The following is a 14,870-nucleotide window of genomic DNA, read 5'->3' on the forward strand; positions in this document are numbered from 1 at the left end:
GATGTGGTGACGGATTTGACCTGCTGGATGGGTTTTGCGGAAACATGGTGTTGATGGACGGGCTTTTGCTAATTCCTATTGGCTAGTGCCTATTCCCTGACGAGATTGGGGCTGTAGCTCAGCTGGGAGAGCACCTGCTTTGCAAGCAGGGGGTCAGCGGTTCGATCCCGCTCAGCTCCACCATATTTGGTCCTGACGCTGTCGCATCCTTCGGATGCTGCGCTCCGGACGGGCCGCCGAACGATCGGCGCCGGCCCTTGGCCTTGCGAAGCTTTGCTTCGTTGGAGGCGAAGGCCGACATTGTCTTCTGAAGAAATAAAAGTTTGCACGACGCGATCTGCGTTTGTGCCTGTTCTGCAAAAATCGTGAAGAGAAGATTGATCTGGAGGCTTCCAGGTCTGGGATTTACCGCAAGGTAAGCCTGGGTTTGAAGCTGATCCTTATGATGTCGTTGATGGCCTAGCCGGCCGGACACGAAAGAGGGATCGGTGGAGATAGGAAGCTTGTCACTCTGGTCGGTCGTTGTTGGTGTTTTGACCCTTGGGTTATGGCATCTCTGACGACTTATTGATGTCCGTTTGCTAACCGCACGGACCCGGATTTAATCTCGAGAAGCTGGTCTTAAGACAAGACTGCAAGCGGGTCGCTCGGCGTGACCCCGATAAAGCAGGCTTGTCGAACAAGAACACGTCGATGTCGTCATGAGAAGGTCGGGTTGTAAAAGGTAGCCCTTCCGCCGTTCTGGAAACAGAGCGGCTATATTGATGAGCATTGGCAATGAGAACGATTAAGTGTCGTAAGGGCATTTGGTGGATGCCTTGGCATGCACAGGCGAAGAAGGACGTGATACGCTGCGATAAGCTGTGGGGAGCTGCGAATAAGCTTTGATCCATGGATCTCCGAATGGGGCAACCCACCTTAAATACCTAGAAAGTTTAAGCCGTGCTTCGGTACGGTTTAGGTTTCTAGGTATTGTTTATAAGGTATCTTACCTTCGAATACATAGGGGTAAGAAGCGAACTCAGGGAACTGAAACATCTAAGTACCTGAAGGAAAGGACATCAACCGAGACTCCGTAAGTAGTGGCGAGCGAACGCGGACCAGGCCAGTGGCAATGAGGAATAAAGCTGAACAGGTTGGAAAGCCTGGCTATAGTGGGTGATAGCCCCGTAAGCGTAGAACACTCATTGTCCTTGAGTAGGGCGGGACACGTGAAATCCTGTCTGAACATGGGGAGACCACTCTCCAAGCCTAAGTACTCGTGCATGACCGATAGCGAACAAGTACCGTGAGGGAAAGGTGAAAAGCACCCCGACAAGGGGAGTGAAATAGAACCTGAAACCGGATGCCTACAAGCAGTCGGAGGGCGCAAGCCTGACGGCGTACCTTTTGTATAATGGGTCAACGACTTAGTGTAACTAGCAAGCTTAAGCCGGTAGGTGTAGGCGCAGCGAAAGCGAGTCTGAACAGGGCGTTCAGTTAGTTGCATTAGACCCGAAACCGAGTGATCTAGCCATGAGCAGGTTGAAGGTTGGGTAACACCAACTGGAGGACCGAACCCGCATCTGTTGCAATAGATTGGGATGACTTGTGGCTAGGGGTGAAAGGCCAATCAAACTCGGAGATAGCTGGTTCTCCGCGAAATCTATTTAGGTAGAGCGTCGATCGAATACCCCAGGGGGTAGAGCACTGGATGGGCTATGGGGACTCACCGTCTTACTGATCCTAACCAAACTCCGAATACCTGGGAGTACTAATCGGCAGACACACGGCGGGTGCTAACGTCCGTCGTGAAGAGGGCAACAACCCTGACCTCCAGCTAAGGTCCCCAAGTCATGGCTAAGTGGGAAAGGATGTGAGGATCCCAAAACAACCAGGATGTTGGCTTAGAAGCAGCCATCATTTAAAGAAAGCGTAACAGCTCACTGGTCTAAATAAGGGTCTTTGCGCCGAAAATGTAACGGGGCTAAAGCCATGCACCGAAGCTGAGGATACATCGTAAGATGTGTGGTAGCGGAGCGTTCCGTAAGTCTGTGAAGGGGGACCCGTGAGGGCCCCTGGAGATATCGGAAGTGCGAATGTTGACATGAGTAACGACAAAGGGGGTGAGAGACCCCCTCGCCGAAAGACCAAGGGTTCCTGCTTAAAGTTAATCTGAGCAGGGTTAGCCGGCCCCTAAGCTGAGGCAGAAATGCGTAGGTGATGGGAACCACGTTAATATTCGTGGGCCTGGTGGTAGTGACGGATTGCGTAACTTGTAAGGTCTTATTGGATTGATCTTGCAGGGAAGCGGTTCCAGGAAATAGCTCCACCGTATAGACCGTACCCGAAACCGACACAGGTGGTCAGGTAGAGTATACCAAGGCGCTTGAGAGAACTATGCTGAAGGAACTCGGCAAATTGCACGCGTAACTTCGGAAGAAGCGTGACCCTCTTTTACGCAAGTGGAAGAGGGTGGCACAGACCAGGGGGTAGCGACTGTTTATCAAAAACACAGGGCTCTGCGAAGTCGAAAGACGACGTATAGGGTCTGACGCCTGCCCGGTGCTGGAAGGTTAAAAGGAGAGGTGCAAGCTTTGAATTGAAGCCCCAGTAAACGGCGGCCGTAACTATAACGGTCCTAAGGTAGCGAAATTCCTTGTCGGGTAAGTTCCGACCTGCACGAATGGCGTAACGACTTCCCCGCTGTCTCCAGCATAGACTCAGTGAAATTGAATTCCCCGTGAAGATGCGGGGTTCCTGCGGTTAGACGGAAAGACCCCGTGCACCTTTACTATAGCTTTACACTGGCATTCGTGTCGGCATGTGTAGGATAGGTGGTAGGCTTTGAAGCGGGGACGCCAGTCTTCGTGGAGCCATCCTTGAAATACCACCCTTATCGTCATGGATGTCTAACCGCGGTCCGTCATCCGGATCCGGGACAGTGTATGGTGGGTAGTTTGACTGGGGCGGTCGCCTCCGAAAGAGTAACGGAGGCGCGCGATGGTGGGCTCAGACCGGTCGGAAATCGGTCGTCGAGTGCAATGGCATAAGCCCGCCTGACTGCGAGACTGACAAGTCGAGCAGAGACGAAAGTCGGTCATAGTGATCCGGTGGTCCCGCGTGGAAGGGCCATCGCTCAACGGATAAAAGGTACGCCGGGGATAACAGGCTGATGACCCCCAAGAGTCCATATCGACGGGGTTGTTTGGCACCTCGATGTCGGCTCATCGCATCCTGGGGCTGGAGCAGGTCCCAAGGGTTTGGCTGTTCGCCAATTAAAGCGGTACGTGAGCTGGGTTCAGAACGTCGTGAGACAGTTCGGTCCCTATCTGCCGTGGGTGTAGGAATATTGACAGGATCTGTCCCTAGTACGAGAGGACCGGGATGGACATATCTCTGGTGGACCTGTTGTCGTGCCAACGGCATAGCAGGGTAGCTATATATGGAATGGATAACCGCTGAAGGCATCTAAGCGGGAAACCAACCTGAAAACGAGTATTCCCTATCAGGGCCGTGGTAGACGACCACGTTGATAGGAGGCGTGTGGACGTGCAGTAATGCATGAAGCTTAGCCTTACTAATAGCCCGATTGGCTTAATCGTTCCCATTGATCAATGCTCATCCGCCTGCAAACGCAGGCCGTGAGACAAAGACGTGTTCAAATCAATCACTCAAAGAGTGAACCAGCTTCTCTTCACATTGCCCTTAGATGACCTGGTGGTCATGGCGGGGCGGCCGCACCCGTTCCCATTCCGAACACGGCCGTGAAACGCCCCAGCGCCAATGGTACTCCGTCTTAAGACGCGGGAGAGTAGGTCGCTGCCAGGTCTTCTAAAGGCAATGTCCATCGCAAGATGGAAAACAATCTTCTCATAACGAAAACAAACGGCCCCTGGCCAATACCAAAGGGTCGCCCAAAGCGACCCTTCGTCGTTTGCAAAGCTCAAATGAATGAAGGACAGCGCACAGGATATAGCCGGTGCGCTCCTTACAGGAGACAACGAGCCAAGCTCGTTGCTCCGGCAGTGACCGTCACAGCGCAGCTGTGACGCACTCGCACAAACCAAAGGTTTGTGCTAAACGCGGGGTGGAGCAGCCCGTTCGACCGGCAATCGATACTTAATCGATTGCTTCCGGTCTCACCTCATCAGGCTACGCCTGACTTGCTTCCGGGCTGATAAGCCCGAATTCTTGGTGACGCGGGGTGGAGCAGCCCGGTAGCTCGTCAGGCTCATAACCTGAAGGCCGCAGGTTCAAATCCTGCCCCCGCAACCAATATTCCCCCACAGAAATAAAACACGCCAACACAGACATAGCGAGAAAGACACAAATACAGAATACCGCCGAACAGCGTGAAAGGCATATCGATCCTAAAGCCGGGACGATAGACTTAGCGCTGCAGAACAAAGCGGAGGGATGATCTGGCGAGAAAAGCGGTGATGCGCGTGCTGCGCCGCCTGACCGAGCGGGCGACCACCTATAATGACTGCCTGAACTGCCACGGAGGCCGCTCGCGCATCCGTCAGCCGTATTGGATCGCGTTTTGTGAGACATATCTCTGCGGAGAAGGGCGAGAGGCACAGCGCCTCTGTCTTCGAGACGGGGTCGGTTTTTTTGGGCTCCATGCCGAAACTCAGAACCGTCGCACCAGGACTTTCCTCTAGTTACCTGCCAGTCGCGCAGCGCCTGTCTTGAAGGAGTTCAAGAATCCGAGATAGCCTGCCTTTGAGGAAAACCTCGCGGATAGATAGATATGCGCGAAAATGCCAGAATCTGATCACGCCAATAACGCCATGTCGATCACTCCGCAGCCCCCGCTGAAGACATATGAGGGAAGCTTGGAACATGGGCTATTTTCAATGGAGGTATCCGGCAAAGCCGGAGCAGCTCTCATTGGCAATCAAAGCTTGTAGATCTCGACGCGGCAGATCGGTCCGTAAGGACTGCTCTGTCGCGGTGTCGCCATGCGCGGGCCCAGAGTAGACGTTGCTGGTGAAGGTCATGTCGCCATCGGTCGGCCGCGGTGCGGAGGCCTGCAACCCGCTCTCGCGCGCAATCGTCACTCTCCTGTTTTTATACGCGGCGAACAGGCCTGGAAACTGCTGCCCGGCAGCACGCCCATCACCACATCGATATCATAAAGCTGTTTGACCGTTGCGGGTGTCAGCACCTCGGTCGGCGATCCGAGGCCCGCAAACCTGCCCTCGTGCAGCAGCGCCACCCGGTCGGCGACCATGAAAACGTGGTCGGGATTGTGGGTGGAGAGCACGATTGCCATGCCTTCGCTTGCAAGCCGACGGACATGGGACAGAACCCGCATCTGGTTGCCGTAATCGAGACTGGCGGTCGGTTCGTCCATGACGAGAACCTTCGGCTCCTGCGCCAACGCCCGGGCAATCAGCACCATCTGCCGCTCGCCACCGGAAATCTCGGTATAGGGCCGATCCGCCAGATGGGCCATGCCGATCCGGTCGAGCGCATCGGCCGCGAGTTCGCGGTCCCGCCTGCCGGGCGCGGAAAACGGTGCCACCTGCGCCGCCCGGCCCATCAGCACCACGTCGCGCACAGTGAAGGGAAACAGCGCGTCGTGGGCCTGCGGCACATAGGCTATCCGCCTTGCCCGCTCGGCGCGGCCGAGCCTCGTCAGAGACGCTCCGTCAAACAATATGTCGCCGGCCTGTGGCGGCAAAAGCCCGAGCATGGTCTTGAACAGCGTCGTCTTGCCTGCGCCGTTCGGCCCGAGCAGCGCCAGGACTTTGCCGGGGCGAAGCGTCAGCGAGACGCTGCTCCCTATCCTTTGTGCACCATAGCCGAACGAGAGGTCGCGCAACTCCAGCATCAGGACCAGCCCCGCTTTCCCGATGCCAGCAGCCAGAGGAAGAAGGGGGCGCCGACCACGGCGGTCAGGATGCCGAGCGGGATTTCCGTGAGTGCAACGCTGCGGGCGAGCGTATCGACCACCAGCATGTAACCGCCGCCGAGCATGATGGAGGCCGGAAGCAGGCGGCGGAAGTCTGGCCCGACCAGCAGCCGCGCGATATGCGGAATGACGAGGCCGACCCAGCCGACAATGCCGGCGATCGACACCGAGGCGGCAGTGATCAGTGTTGCGCCGACCACCAGCGCCAGCCGCGTGACGCGCGTGTCGACGCCCAGCGTCTGCGCCTCCTCGTCGCCCAGCGTCATGACATTCATGCGCCAGCGCAGCAGAAAGAGCGGCAGGAGACCGAGGATCATGGCGGGCAGGATGGCGGCGACATCGGCACGGTTCACCGCCGTCAGGCTCCCGAGAAGCCAATAGGTTATGGCCGGGAGCTGGTCATAGGGATCGGCGAGGATTTTTATCAGAGAGATGCCGGCTCCGACCACGGCTCCGATCGCCACGCCGGCGAGAACCAGGGTCAATGTCGGATCGCGCCCGCGGATCACAGCACCCACCGCATAGACCGCGCCGACCGCAAGAAGCCCGCCGCAGAAGCTCATGATCTGGATAACGGGCACGGGCATGCGCCAGAAGATGGCCAAAACCGCACCAAGGCTGGCGCCAGCGGAGACGCCGAGAATATCTGGCGAAACAAGGGGATTGCGGAACAGGCCCTGATAGGTGGCGCCGGCCGCCGCCAGTGCGGCACCTATCAACAGGCCCGCCATGACGCGAGGCAGGCGCACGTTCCAGATCACCGTCTGCTGGATCGGATCGACATCCGATAGGCCGCCAGTCAACCCGGCCGCGAGAGCCCGCAGGATGGTACCGGGCGGGATCCAGTATTTGCCGATTGCCATCGCCCCCAGCGTCAGCAACAGCAGGCCGGCCACGCTTAGGACGACCAGCTTCCGGTTTGCGCGCTCGATATTCGCTTCAGGTCTCATCCGGGGTTAGCTGTGGCGCCTTTCAGCAGCGTGTCAAGCTGGGCGTCCGTCACGTCGACTTGATAGAAGAGCTTGAAGAAGGTTTTCACATCGGCCCTCAGATCGCCCTTGAAGGCCTGCGGATAAAGCAGCGCCTCCAGCCAGCGGATGCCGATCAGGCGGTTGATGCCGGGTGGCGCGTCGAACCAGCCGAAGGGCAAAGGCGGCGTGATAAAAACCTTGCCGTCCTTCACCGCCGTAACGCTGGCCCAGGACGGATCGCTCTTCACGCCGGCGGCGAATTTCGGGCTGGCGGCGAGGATGACGTCCGGGTTCCAGCCGAGTACCTGTTCCAGCGAGACATTGGTCAGGCCGCCCTTGCCGGCTGATGCCGCGGCATTGGCGGCGCCGGCGGCTTCCAGAATTTCCAGATTAATGGAACCGGCAAGCCCGGTCTCCAATCCCTCCGGGCCGCGGCCATAATAGACCTTCGGGCGCTCGCTGGAGGGCACTTTCGCCAGTCCGTCATCTAGGGTCTTCAAGGTCTGTTCGGCATAGGCCGCCAGTTCTTCGGCGCGCGGCTCGACGCCCAGAAGATCCCCCACCTGCCGGAGTGTCTCGGCGGAGTTTTTGAAGCTGCCGTCGAGCAGCACATAGGGAATGCCGGTCTGCTGCTGCACCTTGTCAGCGAGCGAGATATAGGTCGGGTTGACGCCGCCGACATCTATGATGAGGTCCGGTCTTGCGGCAATCACCGCCTCCATGTTGGCTGTGCCACCTTGCCCGGTTAGCCGTCCGAAGGTCGGCAGGTCGCGGACGTTGGGTGACAGGAATTCCTTCTCGGCCGCGCTCGGCTCACGCACCCAGCCGGTCAGCTTGTCTGGCGCCAGCACATAGACCAGCACTGAGGCCGGCGGTCCGGCGGTTAGCACGCGCGTGACATTGTCCGGGATCTCAACCGTTCGTCCGCCGGCATCGGTGAACGGCCGGGCAAGAACAGTGGTGGAGCAGAAGGACAGGAAGGCGATCGCGACGATCAGCTTCAGCATGAGGAGCCTCCAGATGAATTGAGGCGCAGTATGGCATGCCGAGATATCCCATGGAATATGTCGAGTAGGTTCGATTGCACTTGGCCACGGATTAAGGCCGATTGCAAACACCATTCGCCCTGCGGTTTAAACGGCGCAGACAGTCAAAGGCAGTATTTGATTGGGGCCGCAGCCCTTTAACCGGTGATCGGTTCGAAGCACATTGATTTAAGTGGACACTATGAACACGCGCAAGGCTAGGACCTCAAGCCAGTTGCGTTAGTCCACGCAGCTGGCGCCCAAGCGCCATTTTGGCGTGCTCATCGACGCTGCAGCGTCAGTCCAAGCGGCGTCGTGCGCTCATTTGCGCGTCACGAATGAGACCCGAATACATTCGGTCCTTGTCCGGATACCAAGGCATATTTCCGATCGAGGCGAAATTTGGGATCGTCTCCATATGCGCGACCATCCTGCGGCGCATCGCTTCGTCAGGAAGCGGGCCCGTCATGGCACGTAAATTGTCCGTCATATGGTCCGGATTGGATGTCCCGCACAAGACGCAGGTGACGGCGGGATGCGCCATGACCCATTTGAGGAAGAACTGCGCCCACGTAGTGGCTTCGAACTCGCTGGCGAAATCCGGCAGAGGGCGCCCCTCCACGACCTTGAGAAGACGTGCTTTCTCGAGGGGCAGATTTATCAGGACCCCGACACCTCTGTCGGCCGCCGCCGGAAGCAGGCGCTTCTCGGCATTCCGATCAAAGATCGAATAGTTCGTCTGGATGAAATCGACGCTGCCGTTCTCGATAAAACGGATCAGTTGCTCGTGTGCGCTCGTCTCATGATGGGTAACGCCGACATGGCCAACCTGCCCTTCCTTCTTCCAGGACTGCATCAGAGGGATGACCACTTGCGCATTCGTGATGCTGTGGCATTGCATCACCTCTATCCTGGAGCGCCACGTCCTGAGCCTGGACTGCCTGAAGCTTTCGACGGCATGGCTCTCGTCGCCGAGATATTCGCCCGTCGACCAGATCTTGTTGGTCAGAAAGATACCGGCTGCCCGCTCGCTCTCCCCCATGAACTGCCCGACGCTTGCTTCTGCCGAGCCGTAGAGCGGTGACGTATCGATCACTCGCCCGCCGCCGGCCAGATAGCGATGGAAAACCTCTCGCAGATCGTCACGAGGTTCCCCCGGTCTTTTGTCGAATGTCAGGAAGGTCCCCAGGCCGAGAAGGCTGACCTGCTCGCCGGTTGCGGGAACGGTGCGTGTCAGAACAGGAAAGGTCTGGGAAGACACGGAGTTGGAGGATGTTAGCGTGTCCGTTGCCTGCTGGGCGCTTGCGCTACCGGCTATTGCCGCACCGGCCACAGTCGCTCCGATCGCACCAATAAAACCGCGTCTGTCGATGGTTGTCGAGTTCATCGCTGATATCCTCTCGATGGAGTTCATTTTCTAGAACTGCCAGTTCGCGGGCACCCAGGCATAACCGCTATCCGTCTTGAGCATGTGCCCGAGACCGGGAAAGGGGTAATGGAAGCCGAGAACCGGTATTCGATCGGCTGCCGCCATATCGAATATACGGCTGCGGGAGGCATGTGCCGTTTGCTTGTCCCGGTCCGGCCCGGGGCGCCATGGATTGTCGATATTGACGACCGGATGGTAGGCGAGGTCTGCAGTCAGGAGCAGCTGGGCATTGCCCGAGTGAACCAGAAAAGCCGCCATTCCCGGCGTATGTCCTGCAGCCGGAATGGAGGTCAGGCCGGGGATGATTTCCACGCCCGCTTCGTAAAGCTCGACGTCTTTTCCGAGAGGTTCGACACTGCGCTTGATCGCCGCGCCGAACCGTTGCCTGAAATCCTCCGGCACCGGCATGTAGGAAAGATCGGGGTTGCCGCTGACGAAGAAGTCCCAGTCTGCGCGTGGTGCGTAGACGACGGCATTCGGAAATGCCCTGCCACCGTCTGTCGCACGCAGGTTGCCAACATGGTCGGGATGGGTGTGCGACACGACGATCGCATCAATGTCTGCCGCAGCGAGGCCGATCGACTGCAGGTTTTCGAAAATGCGTCCGCCGTTCGGCCCCATTGTCGTGCCTGCGCCAGCTTCCAGAAGCACACGTCTATCGCGGACCTCGATGAGCAGTATATTGAGATTGAGAGCCAGATGATCCTCTGGGAGGAACGCGCGGCGCAAAACTTCCTGAAGTTCGGCCTCGGATGCATCGCTTGCATAGATCCGCGGCGGTCCTCCGATTATGCCGTCGCTGAGAACCGTCGCGTCGATCTCGCCGATCCGAAAACGGTAATGGCCGGCATTGCCGATGAGCGGTGGCGGTGTTTGCGCGAGGGCCGATCCGGTCGAACTGCCGAGCAGCAAGGTTGATGCACCGGCCGCCACGGCGGAAACCATGATCGTGCGCCTGTTCAGGGTCAAAGGGCCCATGTCAAAATCCTTCTCGTCACCACCCCGCTTCAAATTGCGGACTGTACCTACATGACGCCGAAGTACTGCGCTGATAAGTGATTAAAACCCGATCAGGTTGATAAGGCAGGCTTTGCAATGGATGATGTGAGACTCGACAGCCTTGAGGTTTTTGCTTCTATCGTGAGATGTGGCGGATTTCGGGCTGCGGCCGCCGAACGAAGAATTTCGTCATCGGCGCTTAGCCAGACGATCAACGGTCTGGAAGAAGCTCTCGGGATCCGCCTGCTCAACAGAACGACCAGAAGCGTGTCACCAACCGATGCCGGCGCACGCCTGCTCGAGCGATTGAAGCCGGCGCTCGCGGATATCAGGATCGCGGTCGACGATCTCAACCAGTTGAAGGAAAAGCCATCCGGCACCCTGCGCATCAATGCGCCGGCGCCCGCGGTCGACCATTTTCTCTGCCCCCTCGTCTTGAAGTTCATGCAGCTTCACGAGGAGGTCAAGGTGGAGATCGTTTGCGACGCGGCGGTGATCGATATCGTCGAGCAGGGCTTCGACATGGGCGTTCGGTTTGGCAAGCAGCTGGAGCAGGATATGATCGCTATCCCTCTCGGACAGTCACTCCGATATTCGATCGTCGCCTCGCATGATTACGTCGCCAAAGCCGGATTGCCCATGGCGCCGGCAGACCTCGTCCACCACGAGTGCATCCGCCGCCGGTTTCCCGGCGGCGCGCTGGCCTCGTGGAAATTCGAAAAGGACGGAGAGGCGGTGGAGCTTGTTCCTCAAGGCCGCCTCACGCTCAGCTCAGCGCATAACGAACTTCAGGCCGCCCTGGCCGGCCACGGTGTAGCGCACGTTATCGATGACTACGCAGCGCCATATCTGGAGAGTGGCGATCTCGTCGAGGTCCTTCAGGACTGGAGTCCCGATCTCGCCAGCTGGTTTCTCTATTATCCGAGCAAACGCCATTCCAGCGCCGCAATGAGAGCCTTTCTGGACTTCGTTCGCGCAGACAACCATCGTCGCGCGAGCTGAAGGCATGGTTACGCCTCATCGCAGTCTTTCCCAGACGATCTTGATTTCGGTTCCATCGGGACGCCGGAACTCCTCTGTCATCGTGTCGCCTACCACCGTCATGCTGAGTTGTTCCCGCGTGCGCCGGTGACCGACCCAGTTGGGAAAGGTCGAGCCTTCGAGGACGTTGCCGTTGAATTCTCCGGCGTCATCGACTGTGTAGCGGCCGAAGAAACCGATGCTGCCCGCCATTGCGGCCCTGTTTTCGGCATCGGTCCCCCGGCCGCGAATGTCGGACTGGAATTTCGGAATGGTGGAATCTGTCAGCACCTCCACGAAGGTAAGTTCCTCTGTGAAGACAAGCCAGCCGTTCGGCCTCGGCCCATAGGCCGGGGTGTTGGCGCCAAGTGGGTCGATCTGGGCCGAGACCATTTGCCAGGTGCCGGCGACCTTGTTCATCGGCTCCGCCGCGCGCGCGTCGTTGTCAGCGCCCAGAAATGTAGCCGTGATTGTTGCGAAAACGGCGATGAATTTTCTCATGTCGTGATCCTTTCAGTGTTTCGATGGGTCAGGGCCGGTCGGCGGATAAGGCCACGGTGCGGAGTGCATGGACGGCCCGAAGACGTTCCTCAAGGACGCTGCTGATCTGCTCGAAGGCGCTGCTGCCGAGCGGCAAGCGGAACGGAGGCTTTACCGAATCCGCAGCCGCGATGATTGCATCGACGGTGCGGCCGGCATCTCCCTTGATTTCGAAGCTTCCGGTCTCGATGGCACGGCGAACTGCACCGGCAGGCGTATTGTCATAGACGGGCAGCACATCCGCCACGTCCAGAGCTGCCCCAAAGTTGGTGCCCGTCGGTCCCGGTTCCGCGATGATGAAGTCGATGCCGTGAGGGGCCACCTCCTTCGAAACCGCCTCGACGAACCCTTCGATGCCCCACTTTGTCGCGTGGTAGAGGCTGAAGCTCGGATAGGCGATCTGTCCGCCCTCGGACGAGACCTGAACGATCCGGCCACCGCCTTGCTTGCGCAAATGGGGCAGCGCCGCGCGGATCAGCTGGATCGACCCGACGAGATTGGTGGCGATCTGGCGATCAATCTGGACGTCGCTTACTTCTTCGGCGGCACCGAACAGCCCGTAGCCGGCATTGCTGACCACGACATCGACGTGGCCCGCCCATTCGAATGTTTCGGTGACGGCCCTCCGGATTTGACTGACGTCGGTGAGATCCATCACCACAGCGCGGAACAGATCCGGGTAGTTGCCCTGAAGGTCGATGATGGACTGGAGTTGCCTGACCGACCCGACGACGCGATCGCCGCGGTTCAGGAGTGTTTCGGCCATGCCTCTGCCAAGTCCGGCGGAGACGCCGGTGATCATCCATGTTTTCGTCATCGTGCTACCTCTTGTTGCTGGTGATTGAGATCAGGATAGCGACCTGCTATAGGTGCGAAAATATCGTATAATTCGCATGACATGGTGGGGAAATGACACCAGTTGAACGGCCGACCCTTGCCGATCTTGCGGCATTCTCAATGGTCGCGATGCATCGGAGCTTTCGTGTCGCGGCGGATTCGATGGGTGTTTCTCGCTCGGGCCTCAGCCACACGATTGCGGCGCTGGAGAAGCAGCTCGGGGTGAGGTTGCTCCATCGCACCACACGCAGCGTGGCGCTGACCGAGGCCGGCGAACGATTGCTGCGGCGGATGACGCCGGCGATCCGAGATCTGAACGACGCGATCGACGCCGTTGCCGACGATGGTGGAGAGCCCGCCGGAACGCTTCGGATAAACGGAGGAGAGGTGGCGATCCGTGCGCTGATGAAAGATGCAGTGCCGCGCTTTCTCCTTAAATACCCGAAGGCGTCGATCGATCTCGTCGTCGAGGGCGATCTTGTCGACATCGTTGCAGGAGGATTTGATGCAGGCGTGCGTCTGGCGGAAGCCGTTCCGCAGGACATGATCGCGGTGCCGCTCGGAGACGACGTCCGTTTCGTGGCGATCGCCTCGCCCGGCTATCTGGAGGGCAGGGCGCATCCGCGGGTTCCAGACGACCTCGCGCAGCATCAGTGCATCCGCCAGCGGCTGCCGAGCGGCAAGCTTTACCGCTGGGAGTTCGAGAGGCATGGACAGGAAGCCGTCGTAAATGTTCCCGGCGCTCTGATCCTCAATCATACCCTGATCACCGTCGAGGCTGCGGCAGCCGGATTGGGGATTGCGTATGTTCCCGAAAGCTCCGCTCGCCAATGGATCGACGATGGGCGCCTCGAGGTGGTGCTAGCCGACTGGTCGCCACCTGTCGCAGGATTGCGGCTATACTATCCCGGACATCGCCATGTGCCCCCTACCTTACGCGCGTTCATCGATGTCATGCGCGCGAGCTAAGTGGTAACTCACAACAACCACCATCCGGTGAGATGTCCTTGAACCTGTCTCAGGCGCTTGAGACCTTGCGGCCGGCATAGACCTTGTGGAGCCGCCGCTGGTTCATGACATCCCGCTCGACGGCCAGGTCGCGGGCTATGTTCAGTCCGGTAGGCTCGTCTCGCTGTTCGCTATACACCGAGATTTCCCGGCTTTTACCTCCATTATCCTGGCAGCGAACAGCCATCGCCAGCCTTGAGGGCGTTGATTGATCTTATCCATGAGTGGGTGCGATATGCTGAAGCTGGCCTTGAGAGCTATGGAGCCGCATAATGCGCTATGACCTCATCCAGAAACAGTCTGCCGGTGACGGGAAGGCCGGGTTTCAGCCAGGCAGCGGCGATCGGCAAGGGCGGCGGTGATGGCGTGACCGGGCGGTAGCAGATACCGGGCCGTGGTTGGCGAGCAAGCCCAGCAGTGACGAAGCCAAGCCCGGCGCCGGCCGCGACGAGGCCCGAAAGTGTCGTCATCGGCGTGACCTCCTGGATAATCCGGGGTGTCACGCCCTGCGACTGGAAGAGTGCGATCATGCGATCGTAGATGCTGGGACCAATGCTGCGCGGTGCTATCAGCATGGGTTCGCCTTCGAGCTGTCCAATCGCGACTTCCGCCAGGGAGGAAAGCGGATGGCTCTCCGGCAGCGCAAGCACGAACGTTTCGTCGGGCAAGGCGTGGCTTTGAAGGTCCGGATGCGCGAGCGGCGGATGCAGGATGGCGAGATCGATCGTGCCAGTGGCAAGCGCCGTTTCGAGCGACGGCGAATTCATCTCGACAAGTTCCACCTCCACGTCGGGGTGAAGGCGGCGAAACGCCTGGAGCGCCTGCGGGAGCAATCCGTAAAAGGCAATCACCGTAAAACCGAGACGCAGTTGTCCCACATCTCCCCGCACAGCCCTCAACGCCTGTTCTTTTGCGACGCGCGCGTTGTCGATGACCCTGCGGGCGGGTTCGAGGAAGGCCTTTCCGGCAGGGGTAAGCGCAACGCTGCGGCGGTCGCGGGCAAATAGAGCCGTGCCGACCTCTGCTTCAAGCACACGTATGCGCTGGCTGAGCGACGGCTGGGTGAGATGCAGCCGCTCGGCGGCGCGACGGAAGTGAAGCTCCTCCGCGACGGCCACAAAGCATGTCATGGCTCGGAT

General features: G+C 58.9%; 11 protein-coding genes, 2 tRNA genes and 2 rRNA genes. 6 read left to right on the forward strand and 9 right to left on the reverse strand.

The window, feature by feature from the left end; translation table 11 throughout:
- The first annotated feature begins 107 nt into the window (after window positions 1-107).
- From AC0JZ4_RS19425 to AC0JZ4_RS19440, 4 genes are all read left to right on the forward strand, one after another.
- Window positions 108-183 (forward strand) — tRNA-Ala (locus AC0JZ4_RS19425).
- A gap of 602 nt (window positions 184-785) precedes the next feature.
- A 23S ribosomal RNA gene (locus AC0JZ4_RS19430) occupies window positions 786-3,584 on the forward strand.
- 111 nt (window positions 3,585-3,695) lie between these two features.
- A 5S ribosomal RNA gene (rrf, locus tag AC0JZ4_RS19435) occupies window positions 3,696-3,810 on the forward strand.
- Window positions 3,811-4,180: 370 nt separating this feature from the next.
- Window positions 4,181-4,257 (forward strand) — tRNA-Met (locus AC0JZ4_RS19440).
- A 784-nt stretch (window positions 4,258-5,041) separates the two neighbouring features.
- Here AC0JZ4_RS19440 and AC0JZ4_RS19445 read toward each other — a convergent pair.
- The 5 genes from AC0JZ4_RS19445 to AC0JZ4_RS19465 all read right to left on the reverse strand — a co-directional run bounded on the left by AC0JZ4_RS19445 (window position 5,042) and on the right by AC0JZ4_RS19465 (window position 10,305).
- Window positions 5,042-5,824, reverse strand: a complete 783-nt coding sequence (locus tag AC0JZ4_RS19445) for an ABC transporter ATP-binding protein (protein WP_471889037.1) — start codon at window positions 5,822-5,824, stop codon at window positions 5,042-5,044.
- The gene (locus AC0JZ4_RS19450; RefSeq protein ID WP_471888148.1) at window positions 5,821-6,852 is read right to left on the reverse strand and encodes a FecCD family ABC transporter permease; all 1,032 of its coding nucleotides are present in this window, start codon (window positions 6,850-6,852) and stop codon (window positions 5,821-5,823) included. Before AC0JZ4_RS19450 ends, AC0JZ4_RS19445 begins: the two co-directional genes overlap by 4 nt.
- A complete protein-coding gene (locus tag AC0JZ4_RS19455; RefSeq protein WP_471888149.1) occupies window positions 6,849-7,880 on the reverse strand; it encodes an iron ABC transporter substrate-binding protein in 1,032 nt (343 codons plus the stop codon). Before AC0JZ4_RS19455 ends, AC0JZ4_RS19450 begins: the two co-directional genes overlap by 4 nt.
- A gap of 316 nt (window positions 7,881-8,196) precedes the next feature.
- On the reverse strand, window positions 8,197-9,285 hold the full coding sequence (locus AC0JZ4_RS19460; protein ID WP_471888150.1) for an aldo/keto reductase: 1,089 nt from the start codon (window positions 9,283-9,285) through the stop codon (window positions 8,197-8,199).
- Window positions 9,286-9,315: 30 nt separating this feature from the next.
- Window positions 9,316-10,305, reverse strand: a complete 990-nt coding sequence (locus tag AC0JZ4_RS19465; RefSeq protein WP_471888151.1) for an MBL fold metallo-hydrolase — start codon at window positions 10,303-10,305, stop codon at window positions 9,316-9,318.
- Between the two features lie 117 nt (window positions 10,306-10,422).
- Between AC0JZ4_RS19465 and AC0JZ4_RS19470 the strand changes: the two genes are divergently transcribed.
- Window positions 10,423-11,328: a LysR family transcriptional regulator gene (locus AC0JZ4_RS19470; protein ID WP_471888152.1), complete on the forward strand. Its 906-nt coding sequence runs from the start codon at window positions 10,423-10,425 to the stop codon at window positions 11,326-11,328.
- 15 nt (window positions 11,329-11,343) lie between these two features.
- Here the strand turns inward: AC0JZ4_RS19470 and AC0JZ4_RS19475 are convergent, their stop codons facing one another.
- Together AC0JZ4_RS19475 and AC0JZ4_RS19480 are read right to left on the reverse strand one after the other, a co-directional pair.
- Window positions 11,344-11,847, reverse strand: a complete 504-nt coding sequence (locus AC0JZ4_RS19475) for a lipocalin-like domain-containing protein (protein WP_471888153.1) — start codon at window positions 11,845-11,847, stop codon at window positions 11,344-11,346.
- 28 nt (window positions 11,848-11,875) lie between these two features.
- Window positions 11,876-12,703: an SDR family oxidoreductase gene (locus tag AC0JZ4_RS19480; protein ID WP_471888154.1), complete on the reverse strand. Its 828-nt coding sequence runs from the start codon at window positions 12,701-12,703 to the stop codon at window positions 11,876-11,878.
- A 92-nt stretch (window positions 12,704-12,795) separates the two neighbouring features.
- Here AC0JZ4_RS19480 and AC0JZ4_RS19485 point away from each other — a divergent pair, with 92 nt between their 5' ends.
- Window positions 12,796-13,692, forward strand: coding sequence for a LysR family transcriptional regulator (locus AC0JZ4_RS19485; protein WP_471888155.1), 897 nt, complete (start codon window positions 12,796-12,798; stop codon window positions 13,690-13,692).
- Between the two features lie 49 nt (window positions 13,693-13,741).
- On the opposite strand, the gene AC0JZ4_RS19490 is transcribed toward AC0JZ4_RS19485, so the two are convergent.
- Window positions 13,742-13,870 (reverse strand): hypothetical protein, encoded by a 129-nt coding sequence (locus tag AC0JZ4_RS19490; protein ID WP_471888156.1) that lies wholly within the window; start codon window positions 13,868-13,870, stop codon window positions 13,742-13,744.
- A gap of 118 nt (window positions 13,871-13,988) precedes the next feature.
- A complete protein-coding gene (locus AC0JZ4_RS19495; protein WP_471888157.1) occupies window positions 13,989-14,861 on the reverse strand; it encodes a LysR family transcriptional regulator in 873 nt (290 codons plus the stop codon).
- Between the last annotated feature and the right edge of the window lie 9 nt (window positions 14,862-14,870).

It is taken from the genome of [Rhizobium] kunmingense (genome assembly GCF_977018605.1).

What these genes read in the sequence shown, in the direction of transcription:
- AC0JZ4_RS19450 (WP_471888148.1), bottom strand. Translation starts at nt 6,852, where the DNA reads ATGAGACCTGAAGCGAATATCGAGCGCGCAAACCGGAAGCTGGTCGTC.
- AC0JZ4_RS19455 (WP_471888149.1), bottom strand. Translation starts at nt 7,880, where the DNA reads ATGCTGAAGCTGATCGTCGCGATCGCCTTCCTGTCCTTCTGCTCCACC.
- AC0JZ4_RS19460 (WP_471888150.1), bottom strand. Translation starts at nt 9,285, where the DNA reads ATGAACTCGACAACCATCGACAGACGCGGTTTTATTGGTGCGATCGGA.
- AC0JZ4_RS19465 (WP_471888151.1), bottom strand. Translation starts at nt 10,305, where the DNA reads ATGGGCCCTTTGACCCTGAACAGGCGCACGATCATGGTTTCCGCCGTG.
- AC0JZ4_RS19470 (WP_471888152.1), top strand. Translation starts at nt 10,423, where the DNA reads ATGGATGATGTGAGACTCGACAGCCTTGAGGTTTTTGCTTCTATCGTG.
- AC0JZ4_RS19475 (WP_471888153.1), bottom strand. Translation starts at nt 11,847, where the DNA reads ATGAGAAAATTCATCGCCGTTTTCGCAACAATCACGGCTACATTTCTG.
- AC0JZ4_RS19480 (WP_471888154.1), bottom strand. Translation starts at nt 12,703, where the DNA reads ATGACGAAAACATGGATGATCACCGGCGTCTCCGCCGGACTTGGCAGA.
- AC0JZ4_RS19485 (WP_471888155.1), top strand. Translation starts at nt 12,796, where the DNA reads ATGACACCAGTTGAACGGCCGACCCTTGCCGATCTTGCGGCATTCTCA.
- AC0JZ4_RS19495 (WP_471888157.1), bottom strand. Translation starts at nt 14,861, where the DNA reads ATGACATGCTTTGTGGCCGTCGCGGAGGAGCTTCACTTCCGTCGCGCC.